Below are 26,400 nucleotides of genomic sequence, written 5' to 3'. Positions count from 1 at the left end.
ATTGTCCCAAGTCCTACATGATTGAGCCTTGACTATTTTATCTCTCTTAACTTTCGGCATTTATTCAACGTATCAGCAATCAGAAATGCCAGTTCCAGTGCCTGATCGGCGTTCAGGCGAGGGTCACAGTGGGTATGATAGCGATTGCCCAGATGATCTTCAGTCACGGCATTGGCACCACCTACACACTCTGTCACATTCTGACCGGTCATTTCAAAATGGACACCACCAGCATAGGTTCCCTCGGCCCGGTGGACCGCAAAGAACTGCTCGACTTCTGTAAGAATTTGCGACACTTCACGGGTTTTATAGCCGTTGCCAGCCTTATAGGTATTCCCGTGCATTGGATCACAGCTCCAGAGCACATTGCGCCCTTCACGCTGAACAGCTCTCAACAACGGCGGCAGGCCTGTTTCTACCTTGTCAGCCCCCATACGAACAATGATGTTGAGCTTGCCAGGCATATTCTCCGGGTTGATCAGGTCAATCAGTCGAATCAGGTCATCCGGTGACAGGGATGGGCCCGCTTTCAAACCAATCGGATTTTGAATACCACGAACAAACTCAACATGACCACCATCTACCTGACGGGTACGGTCACCGACCCAGAGCATATGGGCTGAGCAGTCATACCAGTCACCAGACAGGCTGTCACGGCGGCTCAGTGCCTGTTCGTAGGGCAATAGCAGCGCTTCATGAGAGGTATAAAATGCGGTTTCCCGAATGGTGGATGAATGCTCTGCAGTAATCCCACAGGCTTTCATGAAGTTCAGTGATTCATCAATTCGGTCAGCCATGTAGCGGTACTGATCAGAGTGAGGGCTGTTTGAAACAAAGTCCAGGTTCCAGGAATGCACTTGCTCCAGAGAAGCGAGGCCACCCTGGGCAAAGGCTCGCAGCAGGTTCAACGTAGACGCTGCCTGGTGATAGGCTTTCAGCATCCTCTGGGGATCCGGGTCACGGGCAGCCCGCGTAAACTCGGTGCCGTTAATGATGTCGCCGCGATAGATCGGCAACTCAACACCATTGATGATTTCAGTACCGGACGTTCTTGGCTTGGCAAACTGTCCGGCTAAACGTCCTACTTTAATTACCGGACAGGCAGCACCAAAGGTGAGCACCACGGCCATCTGCATCATGACTTTAAACGTGTCACGGATGTTATTGGCCGAGAATTCCAGAAAGCTCTCTGCACAATCACCACCTTGCAACAGAAAGGCTTTGCCTTCTGTGGCTTCAGCCAGTCGGTTGGTCAATTCATTCACTTCACCCGCAAAAACCAGTGGCGGCATTGCAGCAAGTTCTTGCTCAACCCGGCTCAACTTTTCCTGATCGGGATATTCTGGCAGCTGGAGCAATGGCATATGTCTCCAGCTATCAACAGTCCATGAATTCATTAAGTCACCAGCTCTTCACACCCACTAAAAACATCCATTCTACCTGAATAAAATCATCGTAACTATTCAGCACTGAGCAAAGGCATATTACAGTAATTCCGAACAGCTCTATGAAGTGATTGATATATGTCCATTCCCTGTTTTCTGGCAGACGACAAATAGCTGCGAATCCGTGCAAACATAGAACCACCGTCTGCACTCCTGAAGCAGCCTGAGATTTTCTGCTTTAACTTGGCCATTCGAACATCCCGCTCACTGCCATTGTTATCGAAGGGAATGGTAAAATCTGACATGAAGCGCAGTGTCTCAGCCTTGAACTCAGTGAGTCGTTTGAAGAGATTGTAAGCTTTAGTATTCTTGACTTTCTTGCGCTTAAGCTCCTCTCGTTGCTTCTCCATATAGACGACTTCTTTCATTAGAGCCCGCTGAAGCAACCGGTCATAAATCTTCTCGATTCGTTCACAGACAACACTTGGCATCTGTAGCATACCTATGGTCTTAAAGCCCTTGCAGTAATGCCAGGAAAGCCTCAGTAGCTTCATCAATCGCAACGCCAGTTGATTGCTGTCCCTATCAACAACACCCAAAAGCTCCCTCAGGTGATGGGCATTGCAAAGTACGTGAGTTGCCGCATATGCAAAATAGGATTTCCAATGATCATGAACCAGAACGCCTGCAAATGTTAGCAGTATGCCCATCGTGTCCATGGCCTCACGACCTCGCTTTTCAGACAAGTAGTAGAGCGTCCATTGTTCATCCCGCATAACGTGTAGCCAGTGCAAAGAGCCCTCGGCCCGCATACCCGTTTCATCGGCTCCGGCAACAGACGATTCCCGCAAGGCGTCACGAATAACCTCTTCAGTAGAAGCCAGATTTTCATAGGTTCTGGCCACAAAATTGGCGACAGTGCCTGCACTTACACTCATTTTATAGAGAGTATTAAAATACTCTGACACGCGCTTAAAAGGCAGGAAATGGTATTGGTTAAGATAGACGGCCATAGCCTGTGTGGCTGAGCCATATTGTGCGGCAGCGGTAACACCTTCCGGGAATTCAGCCTGATTCCGACAACCACAAGTGCAGATTTTTACTTCAGCTCTATGGGCCGTTACTTCAAATTCACCCGGTCTCCCTGGTTCAAACACCTGTCGTTCAATATATTTGACCGGCTCACTATCAAGAAGAGACGCCTGACATTTATTGCATTCTTTAACCGGAAGGTACTCAATATAGTCAGGGATATCGACCTGTTTAAGACAAGTGCCCTGATGCCCTTTCTTTCCACCGGCTTTATTACCAGAAGACTGTCTCAGACTTTTAGGATTGGGTTTTTCATCCGATGGATCGGTACCTTTATCTGCGGAAAGGTCGTCAGAATGATCTGGAGAATTACTGTTTTTACAAGGTTTTTGATAACCATCAGACGATGGCGGCTTGCTGCTGTTTTGACTGTTCTTGCCAACCTTTTCTTCCAATTCTCGACATCGCTCTTCCAGACAGGCAACTCTCATCCGCAGCTCTGCATTCTCTTTCAAGAGAATCTCAGCCGACATAGTTGCGGGTAGTTCTGGAATCATGCTGGCGAATATTGTGGAAAAATGGTGCTTAAGAGGATGGTATAAAAATCAGAAAATTCCAGATTTATGTGGGGGTGCTGAACAGTTACAAATCATCAAGGCTCTGGGGTTTTCACATGATTCATTATGGAAGATGATATCAGGATATTATCGCTGATTAGCCGAACTCTGAATGACGGCTATTAGCCCCTGGCAACAGGACGCCGGGAGTCTGTTATCCACTCGCTCCATGAGCCGGGATACAATGTTGCACCCGACAAACCAGCAAGCTCCATGGCAAAAATATTGTGGCAGGCAGTAACCCCGGAACCACAGTAGAAGACTGGCCGGGAATCATCACCAACCAGTGACGAAAAGATTTCTCGCAAGCGATTCACTGAAAGAAAGCGGCCCTCTTCATCCAGATTGTCAACAAACGGATGACATACGGCCCCGGGAATATGTCCAGCCTGCGAATCCATGGTTTCTTCTTCTCCACGAAATCGTTCATAAGCCCTGGCATCAATCAGCTTATGCCCAGGCCTACCTGCTTCAGTCTCTATCTGCGCCATGAGATCCAACGCTGAAACCGTTGGCATATGACCCATGGTAAAATCACCCTGACTTTCTGTCATCTCAGACACATCGATGGTCACAGGATAACGACCTGCCAGCCAGGCTTTCATGCCGCCGTGCAGAATCATAGCCTGAGATATACCGGCCCAGCGTAGCAACCACCAGGCCCTTGCCGCCATGGCATGACCTCCATCATCATAGACAACAACCCGGGTATGCTTATCAATCCCCCAACGCCGCAGCGTTGCCTGCCAGTCTGCCTGATCAGGCAGTGGATGCCTGCCGGTTTGACCAGGAATAATCAAACCGGAGAGATCCGCTTCAAGATCAGCATAGAGAGCTCCCGGAATATGTCCCTGGTTATACATCACCCGCCCCTGTTCCGGGTCAGCAAGGCTGAATCGAGTATCCAGAACAACCAGACATTGATCTTTCAAGAGAGTGGCCAGCATCTCCGGCTCAATTAATAAAGGCATCTACTTACCTCGGTCTGGCTGCTCCCCGTTAGCCCTTATACAAGACCTGCGGTTGCAGCTAATACTCCACCATAAAACACTTATGACAGTTTAATTTTCTTTTCACACGGTAAAAAAATGATGGGAGCTTTGCAAGACGTCCTGATAATCGGAGTACAAAAGAAAGGTTCTGTAGGTAAGTAAAAAAAACCACCAGCAGAACTGGTGGGTTCACATCCATGTGATTAGTGCATCCATGCAAGATTTACACTATCAATACACTTGCTTTGGCAATAGCAGTGATTACGCGGAAAAATGTGAGACATATCTCACATTTTAATCATTGACCGGTTTTAGACTTGTCCACTATCTTGCCGTCACGAAGCACTTTTTCCGAAAGCAGGTCACTCAGCTCTCCGTTATCAGGCTCAACCAGAATGATCCGGGTTTCTTCTGATAACTCGTCAAATTCCATATCTGTAGAGTCGGCACGATCTTCCATCGGCGTTTGTAATACGTCCTGCTGTATTGTAATGACATCCGTCACAGGTAGCTCTTCAGGTCCGTCATTTTTGCTCAGAAAAAACCAACCTGCCGCACCAAGCAGGAGAAGAACCGCTACTATTGCCATTATCTTGTTGCTCATAACCATCTCACCCATGCTCCTGAGACTCACAAGCGCAGCGCCCCTGAACCGCAGATTTAATTAAAGCAGAGCCGCCCCGTCTTCGACGACCTTTATCCACCAGTGGGTCAGATCTGTATCTCGAAAGAGGGGTTTCAAGAACGGAAACAAAGCCCCGTTCCATCGATTTATCGGACTCGAACAACTCGAGTTGTGTTCCCCCGGGTCAGAATTTTAACACTATCACCAACCTGCAAGGGTGCTTTTGGGTCAACCTCCTGAACCACTGAAATATATTTACCACTGTCAAGCCTTATGGTCATTTCAATGCCCTGCTGTGTGGTCAACTCTTTCTCAGCCATATTTCCCAATACACCACCAGCAACTCCGCCCAGAATAGCGGCAATATCACTGCCTCTGCCGCCGCCAACGCTTGAACCCGCAATACCACCAATCGCCGCACCAGCAACAGTCCCTACCGCACCCTCAGTACCTTGCAGTTTTACGTACTGGAGTTCGGAAATAGTACCAAAGCTGACCTGTTGAATTCGACGGGCTTCACTGCTTGAGTAGGTTGTCCCCGTACTGTCCGTCATGCAGCCTGACAATAGAATGACAAAAGTGATGGGCAATACGAACCAATAGCTTCTCAAATTCATGACTTCAACTCCTTACACCTGAAGTACTTCCTGTTAGCCTACCCAGACCCGTGCGTTCCGGAACATCCTCATCAGCGGAGCATCTTCACCCCAGTGATGTGGATGCCAGCTGTTTTGAACCGTTCGGAATACCCGCTCAGGATGGGGCATCATAATGGTTACACGACCATCAGCAGAGGTCAGGCCTGTCACTCCCTGGGCCGAACCATTGGGATTATAGGGATAGCGTATGGTGGGCTGACCCTGATTATCCACAAACTTCAAAGACACCTGACCACTGATGGCCAGCCGCTCGAGATGAGCCGGATCGGCAAATTCGGCATGCCCTTCTCCGTGGGCAACAGCGATTGGCATACGGGCACCGTCCATCCCCTGGAAGAAAATTGAGCGGCTCTTCTGAACCTCAACCATCGCCACCCGCGCTTCAAACTGCTCTGATTGGTTGCGGACAAAGTGTGGCCAGTATTCAGCACCGGGAATCAAATCATGCAGATTGGAAAGCATCTGACAGCCATTGCACACACCCAGGGCAAAACTGTCGCGACGATCAAAGAATCGGGCAAACTGGTCACGGGCCTGTTCATTAAAGAGAATGGACTTGGCCCAACCTTCTCCAGCCCCCAGGACATCACCATAAGAGAAACCACCACAGGCCACCAGACCGTTGAACCGATCTAAAGTCCGACGGCCGGACAGGATGTCACCCATGTGCACATCCACCGTTTGGAAACCAGTCCGGTCAAATGCGGCGGCCATCTCTACCTGACCATTGACCCCCTGCTCCCGCAAAATGGCCATGGCTGGACGGACACCGGTGTTGATGTAGGGAGCAGCCACATCCAGGGAGATATCGAAGGGCAATGAGGTGTGGAGACCGTCATCACGGTCATCCAGCAGGTTATCGTATTCCTGTCGTGCACATTCCGGGTTGTCCCGCAGCGCCTGAATACGATAACTGGTTTCTGCCCACCAGCGCTGGAACTTGATCCGGCTTTCACTCACCAGTTCGGAACCATTAAAGCGGAAAGATACCCGCTGATCAGCGGCCAGAGTACCAATGGTGTGGGAACAGGCGGCCAGCCCGTGCTGAGCCAGTATATCCTTGGCAACCCCTTTATCACGATGACGCACCTGGATAACCGCACCAAGCTCTTCACTGAACAGCGCAGGCAAAACCATGGACTGGTTGCCTGCCAGCTTATCCAGATCCACAGCAATACCCGTATGACCGGCAAAAGCCATTTCAATCAGGGTGGTAAACAGACCGCCATCAGAGCGGTCGTGATAGGCCAGCAAGAGATCTTTCTCCATCAGCTCCTGAATGGCATTAAAGAAACCTTTCAGGTCTTCCGGAGAGTTAACATCCGGCGCAGAGTCGCCTACCTGACCATACACCTGAGCCAGTGCCGAACCACCCAGTCGGTTATGGTCACGACCAAGATCAATTAATAGCAGGTCGGTATCACCCTGATCCGTCCTTAGTTGTGGCGTCACGGTCTTGCGAATATCCTGAACCGGGGCAAAGGCCGAGATAACCAACGACAATGGCGAGGTAACGCTTTTTTCTTCACCCTTTTCCTGCCACCGGGTTCTCATGGACATGGAGTCTTTACCCACCGGAATAGCAATCCCTAGTGCCGGACAAAACTCAATACCGACGGCTTTGACGGTATCAAACAGGTTTTCATCTTCACCCGGATGGCCTGCTGCTGCCATCCAGTTGGCCGACAGTTTGATGTCTCCCATTTTCCCGATTCGGGCAGCGGCAATATTAGTGATTGCCTCACCAATCGCCATACGACCGGAAGCGGGTGCGTTGATCAGTGCGAGCGGCGTACGTTCACCCATCGACATGGCTTCACCGGTATACCCCTGAAAAGCCGTTGCGGTAACTGCACAATCAGCCACAGGTACCTGCCAGGGGCCCACCATCTGATCACGATTGACCAGACCGGTAATCGTTCTGTCGCCAATAGTGATCAGGAAACTTTTGCTGGCGACAGAGGGCAATTTCAAAACCCGTTCCATCGCCTCAAGCAGTTTGACGCCGGTCAATTCCAGGGGATCACGTTCAAACGACTGACGTTGAACCTGACGATGCATCCTGGGGGGTTTACCCAGCAGTACCTCCAGCGGCATATCGACCGGACGGTTCCTGAAATGACTGTCATCCAGCACCAGTCGCTGTTCTTCTGTTGCTTCACCGACCACCGCATAAGGACAACGCTCCTGCTGACAGATCTCCTCAAATCGGGAAAGGTTTTCTGCGGCCACTGCCATGACATAGCGCTCCTGGGATTCATTACACCAGAGCGCCAGCGGCGACATGCCCGGCTCATCATTATGAATGGCACGCAGTTGAAAGTGCCCTCCCCGGCCACCATCACTGACCAGCTCAGGAAGTGCGTTTGACAGACCACCGGCCCCAACATCGTGGATAAATTCGATGGGATTTCTGTCCCCCTGTTGCCAGCAACGGTCAATCACTTCCTGACAGCGACGTTCCATTTCCGGGTTGTCACGCTGTACGCTGGCAAAGTCCAGATCTTCCTGTCCTTCACCCGATGTCATGGAAGAGGCTGCTCCACCCCCCAGGCCTATCTGCATGGCAGGACCACCCAGAACAATCAGCTTGGCACCGACCGGGATTTCTCCTTTTTCAACGTGTTCTGCTTTTATATTGCCAAGACCACCGGCCAGCATGATCGGTTTGTGATACCCACGAACCTCATAACCAGCTGCACCTTTTACGCTGGCTTCAAAGGTACGGAAATAGCCACAGAGGTTTGGGCGACCAAACTCGTTATTAAAGCCAGCACCGCCCAATGGGCCATCAATCATGATCCCCAGTGGTGAGACAATACGGTCAGGCTTACCATAATCCAGTTCCCAGGGCTGTTCATAGCCCGGAATGTTCAGGTTAGACACGGTAAATCCGGTAAGACCAGCCTTGGGCCTGGATCCCTTTCCCGTGGCTCCTTCATCGCGAATTTCACCACCAGAACCGGTTGCTGCTCCTGCCCATGGTGCAATGGCGGTGGGGTGGTTGTGAGTTTCTACCTTCATGAGGATATGAATGTCTTCCTCATTGAAACCATATTCACGGCTCTCAGGTTCCGGATAAAAACGCTTTGAATGGAAGCCTTCAATGACCGAAGCATTATCTTTGTAGGCCGATAACACCCCTTCACTGTGCAAGGCGTGGGTATTTCGGATCATCTTGAACAGGGAAAGATCCTGCTCTTCACCATCAATACTCCAGGACGCATTAAAAATTTTATGACGACAGTGTTCTGAGTTCGCCTGGGCAAACATCATCAATTCAACATCAGTAGGATCCCGTTCGAGCTTTTGGTAGCTCTCCACCAGATAGTCGATTTCATCATCTGCCAATGCCAGACCGAGGGACTGATTGGCCTCAGCCAATGCTTCTATGCCGCACTCCAGAACGGACACCGCCGTCATTGGAGCAGGCTCGGACTCAGCAAACAGTTTTGGGATTTCACCCTCATCACGAAAAACTGCCTGAGTCATCCGGTCGTGCAGCAGGTCTGCAATCAGCGCTTCCTGCACAGTGGAGAGTTGAACGCCCGAAAACACCAAAAACCGAACGCCTCGCTCGATTCGCTGGACCATACCAAGGCCACAATTGTGAGCAATATCGGATGCTTTACTGGACCAGGGGGAAATCGTGCCCGGACGGGGAACCACCAGAAATTCTATCTGAAAGGCAGCACTTTCTGATTCTTGCGCTGCCGGGTGAATCTTTGGACCGTATGTCAAAAGTCTGGCCAGAATATCCGCCTGCCTTTCACTTAGCCCTTTTTCACCGGATGACTGGATTTTGACATAATGCTGGAATTCAGCAACAACACAGGAGATCTCTGGCACTCTACTCTGTAAATGACTAAGCAGCTTTTGACTGCGGAACTGGGAAAGTGCAGGGGCGCCACGCAGTATCAGCATGTTCTGGTCTGTCCTCGGGCCAATTAACAGCGATGAGGAGCCACAGTCTGGACAAGCTAATAATAATGAGCATCAGCAAGCCGCACGAATGGCCACTTCCTGATGGGATTACAAGCCAGTCCTTATGCTATAGCCTCTCAACTCAGGGGGATGATCAAAGGCCGACTATGATAATCGAAACCCGCCTGCGGAAACCAGCAGTCCCAGGGCATTTCTTACGCTATTTATCAACAAAAAGCTGGTTTCTTCTCGCTTCACGGATCTGTTGGCGCCGAAAACGGAAAAAATCACTGATCATTTCACTGCATTCCGCCTGCAGGACTCCAGCGGTAACCTCTACCCGGTGGTTCATCTGAGACTGCTCAAGAACCCTCGCAGCGCTGGCAACGGCTCCAGCCTTCGGTTCTGCTGCACCGTAAATCAGGCGGCGAATCCGACTGTGGACAATGGCACCCGCACACATGGTACAGGGTTCCAGCGTGACATAGAGGTCGCAATCCAGTAACCGGTAATTACCAATGGCAGCTGCAGCTGACTGAAGTACCAGAATCTCAGCATGGGCAACCGGGTTGCAGGATGAAATGGGTTGATTACAGGCCCTGGCGATAATCTGACCCCCCTTAACCACCACAGCACCGACAGGAACCTCGCCCATAATACGACCTTTGTCCGCTTCTCGCAGGGCTTCTTTCATCCAGATGGCGTCATCAATCACAAATTATCTACCAAACAACATTAGGCTCTGTTGATCCGGGGCTCGTTACTCAGCGTGAACCCGCCGATAGAATTGACCCGGGAGGCAGTCCGGGAATACCGGCGGCATTATTAACTGAAGTTACGCAGCTAACAGCTCTCTCAGCTGCCCCAACGAAGCTTTCAGCCCTGCCATATAGATTTTGGCTCTGAGCTGAAAGTGATTCAGATTTACTTTCAATGACAATACTTCCAACCTGAAGGCTGAGTAAATTGAAAGAAAGATATGATTACTCTGTGTTCTCACAGTATGCGCCGGTGACTTGGCCATTGACGCATTCGATTTCAGCGTTTTATGGAAGACCTCGACTTTCCACCGTTTCTCGTAGATTGCCTTGAGAGTCTCGGCATCACAGTCAAGATCGCTGCAAACCAGATAGAGAATGCCTGTGCTTCCGTCTTTGTTTTTAAAGACCTGACGGTATAGCAGAACAGGGAAATCGACACCTGCTATCCACCCTTGTACAGGCTTATCTTCTGAAAAATCAACAGTATCTATACGCTGTGAACGGCCTTGTAATTTGTCGTCCAGACTGAGGGATACCTTGCGGTTTGACTTCATCGCCATCAGGAAATGTTTATTACAGTCGTGTCGAATAAACATCATATTGTCGTTTGAGCAAAACCAGCTATCTGCAAGGACATAGCGGAACATAAGCTGGTTATGGCAGCAAATCATCAGCATCTCCCGCATCATTTCATTTTTGGTTTGCTCTGCATATCGTCTTACCTTTTTTGTCTTCAAGTCGGTGTACAGGATGGTTTTCTCGATCAATTTATAGGCGACAGGAATCGACGCATCTCCGGCATGGTAGTGTGCATTGAGCAGATTTATACCTTTCACGGTGCGATTTTTTGTATGATCAAAATGCCAGGTGTTCAGGGCATTCTCTTTGCTGAACTGCTTTTCCTGAATCGTATCGTCAAAGATCAAAACCCCATCACTGCACTCAACCTGTCGCACGACGGGTTTAACGTAAAGCCATAAGTCACGACTGGTAAACTCATTGTTTGAAAGCAATCGGGTGAATTGGTCATGACTGTAGACATTATCCAAAAGCTCTGACACTCCCGTTGCAGTGGTCTTCCCAGACGACGACAACAGGTAGTCAGAATAAAGTTCTATGAGATCATTTTTCATGCCACCAATAATGGCTGATTTTCAGCAAGGTGCGTAACTTGAGTTATTAAGGCAACTTAAAGATAAAAGTGTTCCGGTTTTCCAACTGCTGAACAGAAGCGTACTGTGCTTTTACCGAGTAGAAAACCTGTATCAACAGATCCTGATAACCTTCAGTGATGTCGTATCATGAAGGAAATCGGCAGTCTTTTCATCCCTTGATTTGAGCATTTCTTTTAAGCTTTTTATGAAATGTGACAATCAGCCGATTAAATCTATGGATTTTTTCCCCATGAGGAATGTCTGAGCTATATATAGTGTCTAAGCTATAAATAGATTATCAACAATAAATTGCTCAACTATGAAAAATAAATCGGTGAAAAATAAATCAGTGGAGGGAAGGGCCTGATGTCTTTCAAGCAGAATGTAGAACAACATCTACAACACTTTGCCCAGAGCATCGGCCTGGGAGAACTCAAATTAAACGAACACGATGCCTGTGGGCTGTGTTTTGACGATACCTTAATCGTTAATATGGAGTATCTGGAAGATGATGAAGCACTGGTATTTGTTGCTTCTGTTCGACCAATGATTACCCATGACAGCCCGGAAAAAACTGCATTGCTGGAAAAAATGTGTTCACTGAACCTCCAGCACCATAGTATGCAGGGTGCCTTCCTGGCATTAAATCATGACAAAACTGAAGTACTGTTGATTCGTTCTCTTCAGGCTTCCTGTGATTACGGTTTGTTTGAGTCAACATTGGAAAAGTTCGTTAACACTCTGGAATGGTGTGTCAATGAGCTGGATGATTCCAAGCAGGATCAGGCCGCTTCAACCTCGACACCTCCCCGCCCCCAAAGCGGTCCCGGAGGAGCGCCCGGAGGACCGGGTGATATGGGAATGATGGTGTAACTCCCAGAATATTCAGCACAAAGAAGGGTTTTCGTAACCCTTCTTTTTTTTCTGCCCCCTCTACCTACATCTATTTTTCAGCATTATTTCAGCTCGAAACCATCAGGCCGAAAAGAGAAGTAGAAGCCTGTAATGGATTCGGGAATCCTTTATCCAGTTTTCAGCCACGTATTGAGTAGAAGAACTATACTCTGCCGCATCTGGATAATGACTTCATAGCCTCAGGGCGGGTAATACTGGACTCTTGAAGTATCGGCATATAGATCAGAAGGATCTCGATAGCGTCACATCCATAGAAAGAAAAACAATGGAGGCATCACGTTGGCTCAAACTTTTAACTACCTCACCAGCGCACTGCAAAATACCGTTGAAAGCGGCAGGCTGATTGATATCCGTGGTCGTGTTACTGAAGTTCAGGGCATGATCATCAAAGCGGCTGTGCCCGGTGTCAAAATTGGCGAGCTTTGTCAGCTGGTATCCCCCAATAATCCTGATGACGGCGACCGGAATTCATACGCTGAAGTGGTAGGCTTCCAGGGACATGAAACTGTGCTATCCCCCCTGGGTGAAATTATGGGGATCTCCTCCACCACTGAAGTTATCCCAACGGGCAAAGTACATCACGTAGCCGTTGGCCCTCACCTGTTAGGGCATGTGCTGGACGGTATGGGCAATCCATTAAACCCAGACGCATTTGATGGTATTGAACCCGAAGCTCATTATCCGGTTTATACCGATGCTCCCGACCCCATGAGCCGGAGAATCATTGATCATCCTATTCCTCTGGGCGTTAAAGCCATTGATGGTGTTCTGACCTGCGGTGAAGGTCAGAGAATGGGCATCTTTGCTGCTGCTGGTGGTGGTAAGAGTACCCTTTTGTCCATGCTGGTTAAGGGAGCTGAAGTCGATGTCACCGTGCTTGCCCTGATCGGTGAACGGGGACGGGAACTGCGGGAGTTCATCGAGCACGACCTTGGGCCTGAAGGGGTCAAGAAGTCCGTTATTATTGTGGCGACCTCTGACAAGTCCTCTATGGAGCGTTCCAAAGCCGCGTACACAGCGACAGCCGTTGCTGAGTTTTTCCGGGATAAAGGTAAACGGGTTCTGCTGCTGATGGACTCTGTCACCCGTTTTGCCCGTGCTCAGCGTGAAATCGGATTAGCCGCTGGAGAACCACCGACCCGCCGGGGTTTTCCGCCTTCAGTGTTTGCCACCCTCCCCAAGCTGATGGAGCGGACAGGAATGTCCGATGTAGGCTCCATTACGGCACTCTATACCGTGCTGGTTGAAGGAGATGACATGACTGAGCCGGTCGCGGATGAAACCCGCTCGATTCTTGATGGTCATATTATTCTTTCCCGAAAGCTTGCCGCATCCGGCCACTACCCGGCGATTGATGTGCTTGCCAGTGCCAGCCGTGTCATGAATGCCATTACTACCGAAGAACATCGTGCAGCGGTCAATAAAGCGAGAGCCTTGATGTCAAAATACGAAGATATTGAGTTGCTGGTAAAAGTAGGCGAATACAAACAGGGGGCTGACCCACTGGCTGACGAAGCAATCCAGAAAATTGAAATCATTCGGTCTTTTCTCAAACAGAGAACGGATGAACTGATGCCACTCGATCAGACGATTGCCCAACTACAGCAAATCGTAGGTTACTGAAAAGATGCTGCATGATCTGCTGAAGGTTAAAAATATACGTGAGCAGTCTGCTGAACGTGAGGTCAAACGCTGTCAGCATGAGCTGGATCTCGCCCATCAGGAGGTCGAACGACGAAAGCAGGAAGTAGTTCAGCGTCAACAGGAGCTGGAAGAATATATTGTATGGCGCAGTCAAGAAGAACAGCGGCTATACGATAACATTATGAACACCAGTATTCAGCAGCATGATCTGGATCGACTGAAGCAGAAAGTTGCCATGCTACGAGAGAAAGATGCCTCTCTGGAACAGGCCATTGCCGATGCAGAACATCGGGTGGTAGAAGCACAACAGCAGGTAACCGAGGCAGAACAGGTACTGGAAGCAGCAAAACAGGCTCACTATAAGGCCAAGTTGGCTGTTGAAAAGTTTGAGGAGTTCTGCAAGGTGCAGGATGAAGAGGCTGAAAAAGAGGCCAAACGTCTTGAAGACCTGGAAATGGAAGAATTTACCGTTAAATCCAAGGAATAGGAGTTAATTATCATGTCAACAGGCGTGAATCCAACTGGCAACACTCAGCCAACTCCACCCCCTCAGCAGAATAATGCTAATCAGCAAAACAGCAAAGTATCCGAAAAGCAGGCTAACGACTTTGCTGATCGCATGACAAAAGAGAGTCGGGACAAAGCGAAAAAGACAGGAGGCGATAAGGAGCAAAGCCTGGAAAGCTTGCTGGCCGAGCAGAACAAAAGCTCTAAAGAGGCTATCAAGGGGCGCCAGGAAAAAGGCTCTCGTGAAGAGAGTGGTGAGAATATGTTCCAGAATGCGCGCGATGGCTCTGAGCATGCAATGATCAATAACGCTCAGAACCCGATTAAAGCCGATGTCCAGCTTCGTGAGATCCAACAGGCCAATAGCGTAAAAGAAATTGATGCTGCACTTCAGAAGCTGGCCGACCAGATACAGGTTTCTGCCAAGGATGCGGTGAATGGCGCAGAGGTGCGCATCTCCCTGAAGGACAATGTGCTTCCGGGCACCGAGATCAGAATCCAGAGACACGGTGGCGAGTTGACCGTCACCATGAATACCACATCAGCAGAAGCCGGAAATTTTCTGGCCCAGCATGAAGCCAATTTGCAGAAAATGCTGGCGGAGCGATTCTCTAACGACAAGGTTCAGGTAAATATCAATATGTCAGGTGGCGATAATCAGAACAGTGATGGTCGCTCCCGTAACCAGTACGTGGCTGAAGATAACGACCAGAACTCTTCCAAAAACGACCAGGCATAGGTTAAACCATGGCAGCAGAAACTCTTGATCTACCCTCTGTCTCACCGTCGCAGCTGCTGCTTAGCCAAATTCTCAGCAACCGCCAGACAGAGCTTGCACTGCCGGTTAATGAGGACCGGTGGGATATTTCACTAAACAGTATTGCGGCAGAGAACGTGCCCGCTATCTGCATGCAGCTGGAGATTAATCACCAGCCGGTTTCCCTGTATACCGGCAGCGCATTCATTGACCTCATCATGCCGGACAGCCTGAACAGCCAGATACTGCTCAAACTCCCGAAAGAATTGATGCTGGCTGCCCTGGAAAACAGCATGCAGAGTCTGCTGGAGCAGCTGATGCAGGGACTTGGGATTGCCATCAAGTTCTCTGACATGATAGCCAATCCAGATAAATCAAAGCGTGCGGAACTGGCGATGAATATCCAGATAGCCGGTACGCAGTACCCCATCTATCTGGAAAGCAATCCCATTGTTTTTGAGCTTCTCAAACTACTGCCCACTCATATCCAGGAACAATCCACCGATATACCTATCTGGGCAGGCCTTGAACTTGGACAGGCAAAACTGTCCAAAGAGGAAACCAGCGCACTGGGTGTCGGTGACATTGTATTTTTTCATTACCACGTCACCGGTCAGCAGCTGATTATCAGAGTTAGCCCGGATGTTGCTTTCGTCGGGGAAGCAGAAGATTCTCAAATAACCATCAAACACAGGATGGACTCAATGGAAGACGATCAAATGCATCATGAACAGGAGCCTGTCGACCTGTCAGATATTGAGGTTGACCTTTTATTCGAAGTGGGGCGACAGCAATTCAGCGCACAGGAGGTTCTGTCTCTTCAGCCTGGCCATGTGTTTGAGCTGGATCGTCCCATTGAACAACCGGTTAAGGTTCGCGCCGGTGGCAAATTGATTGCCGAGTGCCAGCTTGTACAAGTAAATAATCGACTGGGTGCACGTATTACCAGAATTGTCGACTGATTACCTTAAGACCACCCAAACGTAAAGTCTCTTGTACATACTCTGAGACTGGAAAAGGCGACTATGGAAAGCGGAGCAATTACTCTCACCAGTCCATTTTATTTGATGATCCCACTGGCGCTAATGGCGCTGGTGCCGTTTCTTGCGGTTATGGGTACGTCCTTTCTGAAATTGGTTGTAGTATTTTCCATTCTCAGAAACGCTACCGGTCTGCAGCAGATTCCTCCCAATATCGCCATGAATGCCCTGGCTATTATCCTGACGCTTTACATCATGGCACCGGTAGGTTTTGAGGCCTGGGATATCGCTCAAGAGGGGAATATCAGCTTTCAGACCGAAGACAGCAAAGAACTGATGGATAATATTGAACTGCTGGTCACCCCCTATCGCGACTTTCTAAGGAAGAATACCAATGAAAGGGAAAGAAATTTCTTTCTCAAAACAGCAAGAATACTCTGGCCTAAAGCCTACCAGGCCCAACTCTCCGCTGATGATCTGATTGTACTGATGCCCTCTTACTGCATCACTGAACTAACCAAAGCCTTTGAAATCGGCTTTCTACTTTACCTGCCGTTTATCATTATTGACTTGATTGTCTCTAATATACTGCTGGCCATGGGTATGATGATGGTGTCACCCATGACCATATCACTGCCCTTCAAGCTCTTGCTGTTTGTACTGCTGGATGGCTGGACTCGTCTCATTCACGGACTGGTGCTGAGTTATGCATGACCCGCATATACTGACACTCACAGCCCAGGCACTCTGGCTGACCCTGCTGCTTTCCATGCCCCCTATCATCGCTGCATCAGTCGTTGGCCTGCTGATCAGTTTGATTCAGGCACTGACACAGATTCAGGAGCAGACCCTGCCTTTTGCGTTCAAACTGGTAGCGGTCATCATCAGTATTTTTCTGACTTCACGATGGATAGGCATCGAAATCTATAACTACTCGATTGCCATCATGGACATGTTCCAAAGGCTCTGACCATGATTCTGCCTGTCGACGATTTGAAAGAGTGGTTTTATATCCTTTCAATGGGGATGCCCCGTATCGTTACCATGTTTACTGTTCTGCCGATGCTGCATAAGAGGAACCTTGGCGGGGCCATGATACGTAACGGCATCTGTATGAGCCTGGTGCTGTTCATGCATCCAATGTTATCGGAGACAAAACCGGATGAGGCACTGTCAATCTATGACACCGGTGGCATTGTAATTAAGGAAGCCTTTATCGGTGCACTTATGGGATTCGTCTTGGCAATACCCTTCTGGGCCTTGGAAGCTGCCGGTTTTTTTATTGATAACCAGCGAGGTGCTTCCATGGCCAGTACCTTGAATCCATTTTCGGGAGCGGAAACATCCCCTATGGGTATCCTGTTCAGCCAGGCGATGATTGCCCTGGTCATGACCAGTGGGCTCTTTCTATTGATGCTGGAAAGTCTGATGTACACCTATAAAGTCTGGCCGGTTTTCAGCTATTTTCCAAACATCAATCAGGAAGCGGTAACGTTTTTCCTTGGCCAGTTTGACCTGATCATACAACTTGCCATGTGGCTCTCTGCTCCGGTCATTATCTGTATGTTTATTACCGAATTTGGCATTGCCCTGATCAGCCGGGCTGCTCCACAGCTGAACGTCTTCATTCTGGCCATGCCCATTAAATCAGGTGTTGCCTGTGCCATTCTGGTGGTTTACATAGCAACGATTCTGGAGCTGACACGCACATACATGATGGGAATCCCTGAGCTGTTTGAGTCCTTGGGAGTACTCTGGAAATGAGTGCAGAAAAAACCGAACAACCCACCCCCAAAAAACTCCGTGATGCCCGTCAAAAAGGGCAGGTAGCGAAGAGTAAGGAAGTCTCCGGCACCTTCGGATTGATTGCCGTGTTAGCGCTGATCTGGGTAATGAGTGATGATTATATCAGTGGCATTATAGAGATGGTCATCCTGCCCTCAACGGTCTACAACGAACCTTTTGAAGAATCCTTTAAGATTGTTGCCCATGGAATTCTGGAAAAAACCATGGGGTTACTGCTGCCTCTTATAGCAGTATCCGCTGTTTCAGCAATCATTGGCAATGTCATGCAATTTGGTATGTTATTTGCCCCTGAAGGTATCAAACCAGACATTAATAAAATCAGTCCGGTTGGCGGATTAAAGAAAATATTCGCACTGAAAAATCTTATAGAATTTTTTAAATCCATCATAAAAATCATTTTTCTTTCGTTTGTTGTTTACTATGTAATCTACTCAAGCCTCGGTGACATGATCAATATACCCTATTGTGGCAGCGATTGTATTTTGCCGGTCACCAGTCATTTATTGAAAAAGCTATTGCTCTATGCAGTGGTTGCTTTCGTGATTATTGCCGTTCTCGACTATATGTTCGAGCGCTACAACTTTATGAAACAAAACCGGATGAGCAAGGATGAAGTGAAGCGGGAGCATAAAGAGAGTGAAGGTAGCCCGGAAATCAAAGGTAAGCGTAAGGAGATCCATCAGGAGATACTGAACCAGGCTGAAAACACCGGCAAATCTGATGTTGTCATTAAAAACCCGACTCATCTGGCCATTGGTTTGCAGTACCGTCAAGGTAAAACACCACTGCCCATGGTCACGGTTAAAGGTCGTGGTGGCCATGCCCGGTTTATTATCAAAATTGCCGAAAAAGAAGGTATTCCGGTTCTTGAAAACGTGCCTCTGGCTCATGCCCTGTTTCATTTGAACATTGCCGATTTTATTCCCGGCGAACTGATCGAGCCCGTTGCAGAAGTATTCCGTTGGGTACAGGAAATTAAAGAACAGGAACAGGATAATGGATCACCTGCCGAAGATCCTTCTTAAGCCACAGAGATAACAAAAAGCACCATGTCTTTGTGGCGTAAAGAACAATAGTTAAATCAGACCCTGTTTTTTGGCCATGGTCAGGGCGAGATCTTCAATCATATCTTCCTGCCCCCCTACCGTCCCACGCTCCCCCAGTTCCACCAGAATATCCCGGGCCTGAACGCCATACTTGGCTTCAGCACGCTTGGCAAACAGCAGGAAGGACGAGTACACCCCCGCATAACCCAGCGTCAGCGCATCACGGTCAATCCGGATCGGCTGATCCATCAGCGGTACGACCAGGTCTTCAGCCACATCACTGATCTTGTAAAGATCAACGCCACTCTCAACACCCATGCGATCAAGCACCGCAACAAAGACTTCCAGTGGCGTATTGCCTGCACCGGCACCAAGCCCTGCCACCGAGCCGTCTATTCGGGTAGCACCCGCCTCAATGGCGGCCAGTGAGTTGGCAATTCCCATGGCCAGGTTATGGTGACCGTGGAAGCCGATTTCGGTTTCAGGGTTAAGCTCAGCATGTAACAGGCCCAGCTTTTCTGTCACTTCGTCCGGTAGCATATAACCGGCAGAGTCCGTGCAGTAAATGCAGTTGGCACCGTAACTTTCCATCAATTTGGCCTGCTCCAGAATTTTTTCAGCACTGACCCTATGCGCCATCATCAGAAAGCCAACGGTATCCATCCCCATCCCGGCAGACATGCCAATATGCTGCTCCGATAAATCGGCTTCGGTACAGTGCGTCGCTACGCGAATGGTGGCAACCCCCAGATCTTTCGCCATTCTCAGGTGATCCAGGGTACCGATGCCGGGTAACAGCAATGCCGACACCTTGGCATTTTTCATCTTGGGAATAACGGCATCTAGGTACTCTTCATCGCTGTGTGCCGCAAAACCATAGTTAACGGATGCGCCACCCAGCCCGTCACCATGGGTGACTTCAATCAAGGGAATGCCGGCTTCGTCCATGGCCGTTGCAATGCTCACCATGTCATCCAGGGAGATCTGATGACGCTTGGCATGCATACCATCACGCAGACACATGTCATGGAGAGTGACTTTTTTACCTTTCAGATTCATTGCTTATTCCCCATGTGGCGTTGGTAACTATTCAGCACTGAGCAAAGGCATATTACAGTAATTCCGAACAGCTCTATGAAGTGATTGATATATGTCCATTCCCTGTTTTCTGGCAGACGACAAATAGCTGCGAATCCGTGCAAACATAGAACCACCGTCTGCACTCCTGAAGCAGCCTGAGATTTTCTGCTTTAACTTGGCCATTCGAACATCCCGCTCACTGCCATTGTTATCGAAGGGAATGGTAAAATCTGACATGAAGCGCAGTGTCTCAGCCTTGAACTCAGTGAGTCGTTTGAAGAGATTGTAAGCTTTAGTATTCTTGACTTTCTTGCGCTTAAGCTCCTCTCGTTGCTTCTCCATATAGACGACTTCTTTCATTAGAGCCCGCTGAAGCAACCGGTCATAAATCTTCTCGATTCGTTCACAGACAACACTTGGCATCTGTAGCATACCTATGGTCTTAAAGCCCTTGCAGTAATGCCAGGAAAGCCTCAGTAGCTTCATCAATCGCAACGCCAGTTGATTGCTGTCCCTATCAACAACACCCAAAAGCTCCCTCAGGTGATGGGCATTGCAAAGTACGTGAGTTGCCGCATATGCAAAATAGGATTTCCAATGATCATGAACCAGAACGCCTGCAAATGTTAGCAGTATGCCCATCGTGTCCATGGCCTCACGACCTCGCTTTTCAGACAAGTAGTAGAGCGTCCATTGTTCATCCCGCATAACGTGTAGCCAGTGCAAAGAGCCCTCGGCCCGCATACCCGTTTCATCGGCTCCGGCAACAGACGATTCCCGCAAGGCGTCACGAATAACCTCTTCAGTAGAAGCCAGATTTTCATAGGTTCTGGCCACAAAATTGGCGACAGTGCCTGCACTTACACTCATTTTATAGAGAGTATTAAAATACTCTGACACGCGCTTAAAAGGCAGGAAATGGTATTGGTTAAGATAGACGGCCATAGCCTGTGTGGCTGAGCCATATTGTGCGGCAGCGGTAACACCTTCCGGGAATTCAGCCTGATTCCGACAACCACAAGTGCAGATTTTTACTTCAGCTCTATGGGCCGTTACTTCAAATTCACCCGGTCTCCCTGGTTCAAACACCTGTCGTTCAATATATTTGACCGGCTCACTATCAAGAAGAGACGCCTGACATTTATTGCATTCTTTAACTGGAAGGTACTCAATATAGTCCTGTCTCTTGATCACAAATAGCTACCTTGTTCTATCATTTCTCACTGATAAAACAGGTCATGCTTCCACTTTCTCCTAAACCATGGTCAGAACTAACTTTTGGATGTGCTGATTTGGGCGATACTCGACGTACAAAACGACTTGTCAAAGTTGCTGCCGAGCTTTCAGCTCATACCGGTAATTCTTTGTCATCTTCATGCGAAGGTTATACCGCACTGGTAACTGGAGCTTACCGGCTGATTGAGAATGAGGCCGTAAAGCCTGAAGCAATAGCTGAGGCAGGCTTTCAGGCAACTGCCAAAATAGCGAGACAGTCTCGCCTACTTCTGGCTCTCGAAGATACAACAACCCTGGGTTATAAACATGCTGTCAGATCCGAGCTTGGTGATCTTGGAGGTCCTGAAGGCTCTAAAACCAGAGGATTCCACGTCCACTCTGTCTTCTTGGTTGATGCGGATACAGAGCGAAGCATTGGGCTTATTGATCAAGAACGATGGGTTAGAGAGGACGTTCAGCGGGGGAAAAAGAACCAACGTCGTCAGCTACCTTACGAGGGAAAGGAAAGCTTTAAGTGGCAAAGAGCCTCTGAAAACACAGAACAAAGGATGGGGGGTAAAATGCCTGACATCATCAGTGTTTGCGACCGGGAGGCGGATATATACGAATATATGCACTACAAACTGGATAACCGACAGCGGTTTGTTGTAAGAGCTACACAAAACAGAATCCTGGTGGATGGCGAACTCTTATTATTTGATTCCTTAGCTCAGACTGAAGTGTTGGGGAAATATACGATAGTGGTTCCTCAAAAAGGAGGTAGAAAGAAGCGAAAGGCAACGCTGCAGGTCAAAAGAAAGAAGATGACAATACAGGCGCCGCAAAGGCCAGGCGGCAGGCCGGAACCGGTAACTATGAATATTGTGTCGGCTGAAGAGATTGGCAATGACTCCGAAGACCGTTTGCACTGGGTACTATTGACAACTGAAGATATTGAAACATTCGAAGACTGTCGCTCTATCATTCGATTTTACGAGCTCCGATGGCGAATAGAAGAGTTCCATAAGGCTTGGAAATCGGGAGCAGGAGTAGAAAGGCTTCGTCTGCAATCTCCGGATAACATTGAACGACTTGCGGTCATATTAATGTTTGTCGCTGTCAGACTAATGCAAATCCGTGAAGCATTAATGTTACCGAATGACAGGCAGCACAAAGACAGAAAGCTTTGGAGTGAAAAAACACTCGCGAATGAGGTGGTCAGTGATGATGAATGGCAGGTTCTCTGGCTAACCTATGAAAAAAAAGCGTTGCCCGATAAGCCGCCAACAGTCACTTGGCTGCTTCAAACGATTGCTCGGCTTGGTGGTTGGGGTGATTCAAAGCATACAGGGCAGCCCGGCTGGTTAGTGGTATGGGAAGGCTGGGCGAAATTGCAGGATCGGGTAAAAACCTGGCAGATAGCCCGGCAGTTCAGCGCTGGAGAGATGTGATCAAGAGTCAGAATATAGTCAGGGATATCGACCTGTTTAAGACAAGTGCCCTGATGCCCTTTCTTTCCACCGGCTTTATTACCAGAAGACTGTCTCAGACTTTTAGGATTGGGTTTTTCATCCGATGGATCGGTACCTTTATCTGCGGAAAGGTCGTCAGAATGATCTGGAGAATTACTGTTTTTACAAGGTTTTTGATAACCATCAGACGATGGCGGCTTGCTGCTGTTTTGACTGTTCTTGCCAACCTTTTCTTCCAATTCTCGACATCGCTCTTCCAGACAGGCAACTCTCATCCGCAGCTCTGCATTCTCTTTCAAGAGAATCTCAGCCGACATAGTTGCGGGTAGTTCTGGAATCATGCTGGCGAATATTGTGGAAAAATGGTGCTTAAGAGGATGGTATAAAAATCAGAAAATTCCAGATTTATGTGGGGGTGCTGAACAGTTACGTGATTTGTAAGTACTTAGCACTTCTGCTGTACTCAGCCGACTGTCGTCCAGATCATTCGTCGCCAGCACAAAGCAACCCAGAGAACACTCTGCATCTTTGCGACAGTCAACGGATACCCAAGGATATCCGCTCACATAATATTCAATACTGTCCGGTTTAGAGCCTTTCTCCGGACGACCTACCTTGGTATAGCAGGGTTTCTCAGTAATGACAGGTTCCGCCTGACAATAAATAGTTTTTGACTGCCATTCATCGAACGCACGCAATGCGTCGGTTTCACACTTGAAGGCTTTTTTGGCCAGTTTACTGGTCAGCGCTTCTGCTTCTTTCTCAGACTTCTTTAGCATTTTTTTCAGCAGTGTTTTTTGTTCGCTCTTTCGAGCCTGCTCGCTGCGGACCAGAATCCAGCGCTGGGAGACACCCGCATGATCTGACAGCATTTCATGACTCTCATAGCCCTCAGCACCCTCCACTGGTGTCATTTCACAAGAAGCGACACTGTCAATCAGTTCTCTGGCTTCTTTGATTTTTGACGGAACCCGGGTGATAAATTGCTGGCCCTGCTGATGAAGTATCTGTACGTTATCTGTTGTATAAAGTGCTGCATCACCAATCAGGTAGCGATTATTCAGGGCTTCCCGGTAGGATTTCAAATGGCTGCTGATGACTTTTTTAAAGTTTTTATTGTCGTTTACGTTGCCACTGGACGCTTTCATAAAAACGGGAATACCGGCCTGATTTTCCGTCATCATCAGCAGTATTGCCTGGTTGAGCTCGGGTCGATGATCCCTGCTGTATCCACGACAGAGTTTGATACAGTGCATATCTTCTTCGTCGACGTCAGATTCGCTGTTATAAACGCCGTCCACATGCAAGCTTGTTGAGTCAAGGTTCAGAGCCTTGCACGGCAGTTTTAAGACATTCACTGCCTTGACAGCCAGCGATAAATAGACCTCACTTACATCCAGTTCAAAAAGCTGATCCAGGGCTCTGCCGAGTACACTGTCGTTAATGTGTTCGGGTTTAATACCGGGCCTGATGAGTTTATCCAGCGGTTTATCAGCATGAAACTCCGGGAACATATGAAGCGTGCGGGCAGTGAACCCAAGGCCGTTAAGCAGCATTGATACTACGGTTTCGCCAAAGGAAATATTCCGGTGTTCAGATTGGTTAGGAACCAGGGAATCCAGATGATTAGAGATACCGAGTTCTTTGCACATACCGGCAACCAAACCCATATGATCGATACGTTGAATGTGGAACTGATGAGGATGCATTGGACATGTTCATTCTGAGAATTTTTTACATTTTAGCCGGTGTAGGGAAATTCTCAGATTGAGTGCTGAATGACGGTTACAGTGTGTAATTATTAAGTACTCTTAGGGTAGACATTAAGCTCAAAAAAGGTTCGTTTCCGGCGGCAGAACCCACCTTGAACAGCCACAATAAAGCTTCGAAACCATTATCAATGGCTGAACAAGATGAGTACTGCAAATAGTAGATTAGTTGAAAAAAACTGTTGACCTGTTTCGACCGGTCAGAACTCCTAAGTATGGCGGAACAGCTTGGTTTTACTATACGACAGCGAGATATCCGTCCTTTGGATTTTATCCTCTCACTGATCGATGCCCTCGCTGGTGATGGAAACTGCGATACCCAGGCGGATCTACACCGTAAATTTAACGAGTTGACGGGGCTGAATGTCTCTTATCGTTCTTGGGCAAATCAAGCTAAAAAGGACGCGCTGCCTACTCTTATCCTGTGGCTATGGGTGCAGTGTCTGGAAATATTTTCCCGCAAAGTCATGGCGTTTGATGAAGACAGTCCATTTTCAGAGTTTGAGCACATTCTGATTCAGGACGGTTCGTCACAAGCTGTCTATGATGCCCTGAAAGAAGCATTTCCCGGCAGGTTCTCAACGGTCAGTCCTGCTGCCGTCGAGCTTCATACGACAATGGATCTTCTCACCAACAACCTGGTGCGGGTGCAGCTGACTGAAGATACCCGTTCAGAAAGAGACTGTCTGCCACCACTGCCAACATCCATGGCCTATATCCTGATGCTAATGGATGCCGGTTATTTTGAGCTGGAACTCTTTGCCGCTATTGATGACAGGGAGGGTTCTTTTATCTGCAAGGCACCTCAGAGTATCAACCCGACGATACTCAGCGCGGTACGGGAGGATGGCAAGAATCTCAATCGCTACAAAGGACAAAAACTGAAGGATGTACTGTCTGGCTTCCCCAAAGACCAGTGCCTCGACCTGGATGTAGAATGGCCGGGATTCAAAGCCTGGCCATTCCGCTTGGTTGTCCGCTGGAATGACAAAAAACAGAAGTGGGTTTTCGTTGTGACCAACCTGAACCGGGTGGAGTTCACCTTGAGTGATGTGCTCCAGGCCTATCGTCTACGGTGGCAGATAGAGCTGATTTTCAAAGAGATCAAATCCTATTCAGGGTGGCATCGTTTTAACACCAAATCAGCGACACTGGTGTTTAGCCTGATTCTGATGTCCTTTGTGGTTGTGACGTTGAAAAGGTACCTTGCCCATGCTGCACAGGCGAACCTCTGTGAAAGTGGGAGCATTGAGGAAATCTCGACGCACAAGGTGATGAAAAGTGGGACTCACCTGTTTGGTAATGTGATTTCATCGTTGATGAATGCAGGAAAGTCATTGGTCTCATGCATTAAAAAGCTACTGGACTTCTGGGGAAATAATGCGAAACGAGAACACCCTGCACGGGATGGTTGTTCAGGGCGTACAAGATTAGGCTTCTGTGCAGTGGGTGGAGCTTAATGTCTACCTTAAGAACAAATGTTAACAGTCGCTGAAAATCCAACCGGTATTTTCGTATAATCCATGAACGCTTTTGGTGATGAAGGATAATAACAATGGCTACCGAAGCAACCAGCACCATCGATATTGACCTCCCACTGGAGAAATCCTGGGAAATCCTTCGTGACTTTACCCAGGCCGTCAATTACGTCCCAAACCTCACCGGTTGTGAATTGCACCCCGGGCCTGTGGCAGGAAAAGGCGCCAGTCGTCGGGTCTTCCGGAAAAATGGCAAGTTTCTGGACGAAACGGTTACTCACTGGCAGGAAAAACAGGGCTTTGTGATTCGACTCCATGAGGGTAATGGCCTTGCACCAGCTCCCTTTCAGGAGGCCTGCTTTATTTACAAAATCAAGCCAAAAGGTGAGAAGACCCAGCTAACCACCACCATGAGCTACACCGTCCGTTTTGGTTTCCTGGGGCAACTGCTGGACAAGCTGTTGGTCAAAAAAGCACTGGATGGGGCTGTTAACGACATTGCCCGTAATATGAAAAGCTATTATGAGACCGGTGTTCCCAGCAATAAAACCATTACTGGGAAATAGAATCTTCACTTATCGT

24 protein-coding genes and 1 pseudogene are annotated in these 26,400 nt (G+C 48.6%); 13 read left to right on the top strand and 12 right to left on the bottom strand.

Annotated features, from left to right (window positions below):
* Positions 1–32: 32 nt before the first annotated feature.
* Together MJO57_RS21555 and MJO57_RS21550 are read right to left on the bottom strand one after the other, a co-directional pair.
* Complete coding sequence (locus tag MJO57_RS21555) at positions 33–1,397, bottom strand: class II 3-deoxy-7-phosphoheptulonate synthase (protein WP_252018638.1); 1,365 nt, start codon at positions 1,395–1,397, stop codon at positions 33–35.
* Positions 1,398–1,459: 62 nt separating this feature from the next.
* The gene (locus tag MJO57_RS21550; protein ID WP_252017330.1) at positions 1,460–2,974 is read right to left on the bottom strand and encodes an IS66 family transposase; all 1,515 of its coding nucleotides are present in this window, start codon (positions 2,972–2,974) and stop codon (positions 1,460–1,462) included.
* On the opposite strand from MJO57_RS21550, the gene MJO57_RS21545 reads away from it, so the two are divergent.
* Entirely contained in the window at positions 2,973–3,131 is a 159-nt protein-coding gene (locus tag MJO57_RS21545) for a hypothetical protein (protein ID WP_252018636.1), read from the top strand. The two genes, MJO57_RS21550 and MJO57_RS21545, sit on opposite strands and share 2 nt — an antisense overlap.
* Before the next feature lie 25 nt (positions 3,132–3,156).
* On the opposite strand, the gene MJO57_RS21540 is transcribed toward MJO57_RS21545, so the two are convergent.
* The 6 genes from MJO57_RS21540 to MJO57_RS21515 all read right to left on the bottom strand — a co-directional run bounded on the left by MJO57_RS21540 (position 3,157) and on the right by MJO57_RS21515 (position 11,128).
* Positions 3,157–4,005 (bottom strand): sulfurtransferase, encoded by an 849-nt coding sequence (locus tag MJO57_RS21540; RefSeq protein ID WP_252018634.1) that lies wholly within the window; start codon positions 4,003–4,005, stop codon positions 3,157–3,159.
* A 319-nt stretch (positions 4,006–4,324) separates the two neighbouring features.
* Positions 4,325–4,645, bottom strand: coding sequence for a hypothetical protein (locus tag MJO57_RS21535; protein WP_252018632.1), 321 nt, complete (start codon positions 4,643–4,645; stop codon positions 4,325–4,327).
* Between the two features lie 152 nt (positions 4,646–4,797).
* The gene (locus tag MJO57_RS21530) at positions 4,798–5,205 is read right to left on the bottom strand and encodes a glycine zipper 2TM domain-containing protein (protein ID WP_252018630.1); all 408 of its coding nucleotides are present in this window, start codon (positions 5,203–5,205) and stop codon (positions 4,798–4,800) included.
* A gap of 96 nt (positions 5,206–5,301) precedes the next feature.
* Positions 5,302–9,234: a phosphoribosylformylglycinamidine synthase gene (purL, locus tag MJO57_RS21525; protein ID WP_252018628.1), complete on the bottom strand. Its 3,933-nt coding sequence runs from the start codon at positions 9,232–9,234 to the stop codon at positions 5,302–5,304.
* Positions 9,235–9,454: 220 nt separating this feature from the next.
* Positions 9,455–9,946 (bottom strand): tRNA adenosine(34) deaminase TadA, encoded by a 492-nt coding sequence (gene tadA / locus MJO57_RS21520; RefSeq protein WP_305881933.1) that lies wholly within the window; start codon positions 9,944–9,946, stop codon positions 9,455–9,457.
* Between the two features lie 123 nt (positions 9,947–10,069).
* The gene (locus MJO57_RS21515; protein WP_252017920.1) at positions 10,070–11,128 is read right to left on the bottom strand and encodes a transposase; all 1,059 of its coding nucleotides are present in this window, start codon (positions 11,126–11,128) and stop codon (positions 10,070–10,072) included.
* Positions 11,129–11,515: 387 nt separating this feature from the next.
* Here MJO57_RS21515 and MJO57_RS21510 point away from each other — a divergent pair, with 387 nt between their 5' ends.
* The 9 genes from MJO57_RS21510 (at position 11,516) to sctU (ending at position 18,783) form a co-directional block, all read left to right on the top strand.
* On the top strand, positions 11,516–12,022 hold the full coding sequence (locus MJO57_RS21510) for a type III secretion system chaperone (RefSeq protein ID WP_252018624.1): 507 nt from the start codon (positions 11,516–11,518) through the stop codon (positions 12,020–12,022).
* 321 nt (positions 12,023–12,343) lie between these two features.
* Positions 12,344–13,687 (top strand): type III secretion system ATPase SctN, encoded by a 1,344-nt coding sequence (sctN, locus tag MJO57_RS21505; protein ID WP_252018622.1) that lies wholly within the window; start codon positions 12,344–12,346, stop codon positions 13,685–13,687.
* A 4-nt stretch (positions 13,688–13,691) separates the two neighbouring features.
* Positions 13,692–14,195 (top strand): YscO family type III secretion system apparatus protein, encoded by a 504-nt coding sequence (locus MJO57_RS21500; RefSeq protein ID WP_252018621.1) that lies wholly within the window; start codon positions 13,692–13,694, stop codon positions 14,193–14,195.
* 12 nt (positions 14,196–14,207) lie between these two features.
* Positions 14,208–14,954 (top strand): type III secretion HpaP family protein, encoded by a 747-nt coding sequence (locus MJO57_RS21495; protein WP_252018619.1) that lies wholly within the window; start codon positions 14,208–14,210, stop codon positions 14,952–14,954.
* Positions 14,955–14,962: 8 nt separating this feature from the next.
* A complete protein-coding gene (sctQ, locus tag MJO57_RS21490; protein WP_252018617.1) occupies positions 14,963–15,934 on the top strand; it encodes a type III secretion system cytoplasmic ring protein SctQ in 972 nt (323 codons plus the stop codon).
* 63 nt (positions 15,935–15,997) lie between these two features.
* Positions 15,998–16,666: a type III secretion system export apparatus subunit SctR gene (gene sctR, locus MJO57_RS21485; RefSeq protein WP_252018615.1), complete on the top strand. Its 669-nt coding sequence runs from the start codon at positions 15,998–16,000 to the stop codon at positions 16,664–16,666.
* A complete protein-coding gene (sctS, locus tag MJO57_RS21480) occupies positions 16,659–16,922 on the top strand; it encodes a type III secretion system export apparatus subunit SctS (protein WP_252018613.1) in 264 nt (87 codons plus the stop codon). The genes sctR and sctS overlap by 8 nt, the downstream gene beginning before the upstream one ends.
* Positions 16,923–16,924: 2 nt before the next feature.
* Entirely contained in the window at positions 16,925–17,716 is a 792-nt protein-coding gene (sctT, locus tag MJO57_RS21475) for a type III secretion system export apparatus subunit SctT (RefSeq protein WP_252018611.1), read from the top strand.
* Entirely contained in the window at positions 17,713–18,783 is a 1,071-nt protein-coding gene (sctU, locus tag MJO57_RS21470) for a type III secretion system export apparatus subunit SctU (protein ID WP_252018609.1), read from the top strand. The genes sctT and sctU overlap by 4 nt, the downstream gene beginning before the upstream one ends.
* A 51-nt stretch (positions 18,784–18,834) precedes the next feature.
* Here the strand turns inward: sctU and dmpG are convergent, their stop codons facing one another.
* Both dmpG and MJO57_RS21460 read right to left on the bottom strand, forming a co-directional pair.
* On the bottom strand, positions 18,835–19,863 hold the full coding sequence (gene dmpG / locus MJO57_RS21465; protein ID WP_252018607.1) for a 4-hydroxy-2-oxovalerate aldolase: 1,029 nt from the start codon (positions 19,861–19,863) through the stop codon (positions 18,835–18,837).
* Between the two features lie 27 nt (positions 19,864–19,890).
* Positions 19,891–21,078, bottom strand: coding sequence for an IS66 family transposase (locus MJO57_RS21460; protein ID WP_252018605.1), 1,188 nt, complete (start codon positions 21,076–21,078; stop codon positions 19,891–19,893).
* Between the two features lie 44 nt (positions 21,079–21,122).
* Here MJO57_RS21460 and MJO57_RS21455 point away from each other — a divergent pair, with 44 nt between their 5' ends.
* Positions 21,123–22,550 (top strand): IS4 family transposase, encoded by a 1,428-nt coding sequence (locus tag MJO57_RS21455; RefSeq protein WP_252017676.1) that lies wholly within the window; start codon positions 21,123–21,125, stop codon positions 22,548–22,550.
* Positions 22,551–22,690: 140 nt separating this feature from the next.
* Here MJO57_RS21455 and MJO57_RS32860 read toward each other — a convergent pair.
* Both MJO57_RS32860 and MJO57_RS21445 read right to left on the bottom strand, forming a co-directional pair.
* Positions 22,691–22,888: pseudogene (locus MJO57_RS32860) on the bottom strand (DUF6444 domain-containing protein); the annotation flags it as partial.
* Between the two features lie 72 nt (positions 22,889–22,960).
* Positions 22,961–24,280 carry an IS1634 family transposase gene (locus tag MJO57_RS21445; protein WP_252018603.1) on the bottom strand — a complete coding sequence of 440 codons (1,320 nt, stop codon included), beginning with the start codon at positions 24,278–24,280 and terminating at the stop codon, positions 22,961–22,963.
* Positions 24,281–24,522: 242 nt separating this feature from the next.
* On the opposite strand from MJO57_RS21445, the gene MJO57_RS21440 reads away from it, so the two are divergent.
* A complete protein-coding gene (locus tag MJO57_RS21440) occupies positions 24,523–25,800 on the top strand; it encodes an IS4 family transposase (RefSeq protein ID WP_256491761.1) in 1,278 nt (425 codons plus the stop codon).
* 95 nt (positions 25,801–25,895) lie between these two features.
* Positions 25,896–26,384, top strand: a complete 489-nt coding sequence (locus MJO57_RS21435) for an SRPBCC family protein (RefSeq protein ID WP_252018601.1) — start codon at positions 25,896–25,898, stop codon at positions 26,382–26,384.
* The last annotated feature ends 16 nt before the right edge of the window (positions 26,385–26,400 follow it).

It is taken from the genome of Endozoicomonas sp. SCSIO W0465 (assembly GCF_023716865.1).
Taxonomy (GTDB): Bacteria; Pseudomonadota; Gammaproteobacteria; order Pseudomonadales; family Endozoicomonadaceae; genus Endozoicomonas.
The sequence above is the reverse complement of the archived record's forward strand: the minus strand, read 5'-3'. Positions and strand labels throughout refer to the sequence as shown.

Bases quoted from the DNA above. Each gene is read 5' to 3' on its own strand.
- MJO57_RS21555 (WP_252018638.1), bottom strand. From the start codon at position 1,397: ATGAATTCATGGACTGTTGATAGCTGGAGACATATGCCATTGCTCCAG.
- MJO57_RS21545 (WP_252018636.1), top strand. From the start codon at position 2,973: ATGCTGGCGAATATTGTGGAAAAATGGTGCTTAAGAGGATGGTATAAA.
- MJO57_RS21550 (WP_252017330.1), bottom strand. From the start codon at position 2,974: ATGATTCCAGAACTACCCGCAACTATGTCGGCTGAGATTCTCTTGAAA.
- MJO57_RS21540 (WP_252018634.1), bottom strand. From the start codon at position 4,005: ATGCCTTTATTAATTGAGCCGGAGATGCTGGCCACTCTCTTGAAAGAT.
- MJO57_RS21535 (WP_252018632.1), bottom strand. From the start codon at position 4,645: ATGGGTGAGATGGTTATGAGCAACAAGATAATGGCAATAGTAGCGGTT.
- MJO57_RS21530 (WP_252018630.1), bottom strand. From the start codon at position 5,205: ATGACGGACAGTACGGGGACAACCTACTCAAGCAGTGAAGCCCGTCGA.
- purL (WP_252018628.1), bottom strand. From the start codon at position 9,234: ATGCTGATACTGCGTGGCGCCCCTGCACTTTCCCAGTTCCGCAGTCAA.
- MJO57_RS21515 (WP_252017920.1), bottom strand. From the start codon at position 11,128: ATGAAAAATGATCTCATAGAACTTTATTCTGACTACCTGTTGTCGTCG.
- MJO57_RS21510 (WP_252018624.1), top strand. From the start codon at position 11,516: ATGTCTTTCAAGCAGAATGTAGAACAACATCTACAACACTTTGCCCAG.
- MJO57_RS21500 (WP_252018621.1), top strand. From the start codon at position 13,692: ATGCTGCATGATCTGCTGAAGGTTAAAAATATACGTGAGCAGTCTGCT.
- MJO57_RS21495 (WP_252018619.1), top strand. From the start codon at position 14,208: ATGTCAACAGGCGTGAATCCAACTGGCAACACTCAGCCAACTCCACCC.
- sctQ (WP_252018617.1), top strand. From the start codon at position 14,963: ATGGCAGCAGAAACTCTTGATCTACCCTCTGTCTCACCGTCGCAGCTG.
- sctR (WP_252018615.1), top strand. From the start codon at position 15,998: ATGGAAAGCGGAGCAATTACTCTCACCAGTCCATTTTATTTGATGATC.
- sctS (WP_252018613.1), top strand. From the start codon at position 16,659: ATGCATGACCCGCATATACTGACACTCACAGCCCAGGCACTCTGGCTG.
- sctT (WP_252018611.1), top strand. From the start codon at position 16,925: ATGATTCTGCCTGTCGACGATTTGAAAGAGTGGTTTTATATCCTTTCA.
- sctU (WP_252018609.1), top strand. From the start codon at position 17,713: ATGAGTGCAGAAAAAACCGAACAACCCACCCCCAAAAAACTCCGTGAT.
- dmpG (WP_252018607.1), bottom strand. From the start codon at position 19,863: ATGAATCTGAAAGGTAAAAAAGTCACTCTCCATGACATGTGTCTGCGT.
- MJO57_RS21455 (WP_252017676.1), top strand. From the start codon at position 21,123: ATGCTTCCACTTTCTCCTAAACCATGGTCAGAACTAACTTTTGGATGT.
- MJO57_RS21445 (WP_252018603.1), bottom strand. From the start codon at position 24,280: ATGCATCCTCATCAGTTCCACATTCAACGTATCGATCATATGGGTTTG.
- MJO57_RS21435 (WP_252018601.1), top strand. From the start codon at position 25,896: ATGGCTACCGAAGCAACCAGCACCATCGATATTGACCTCCCACTGGAG.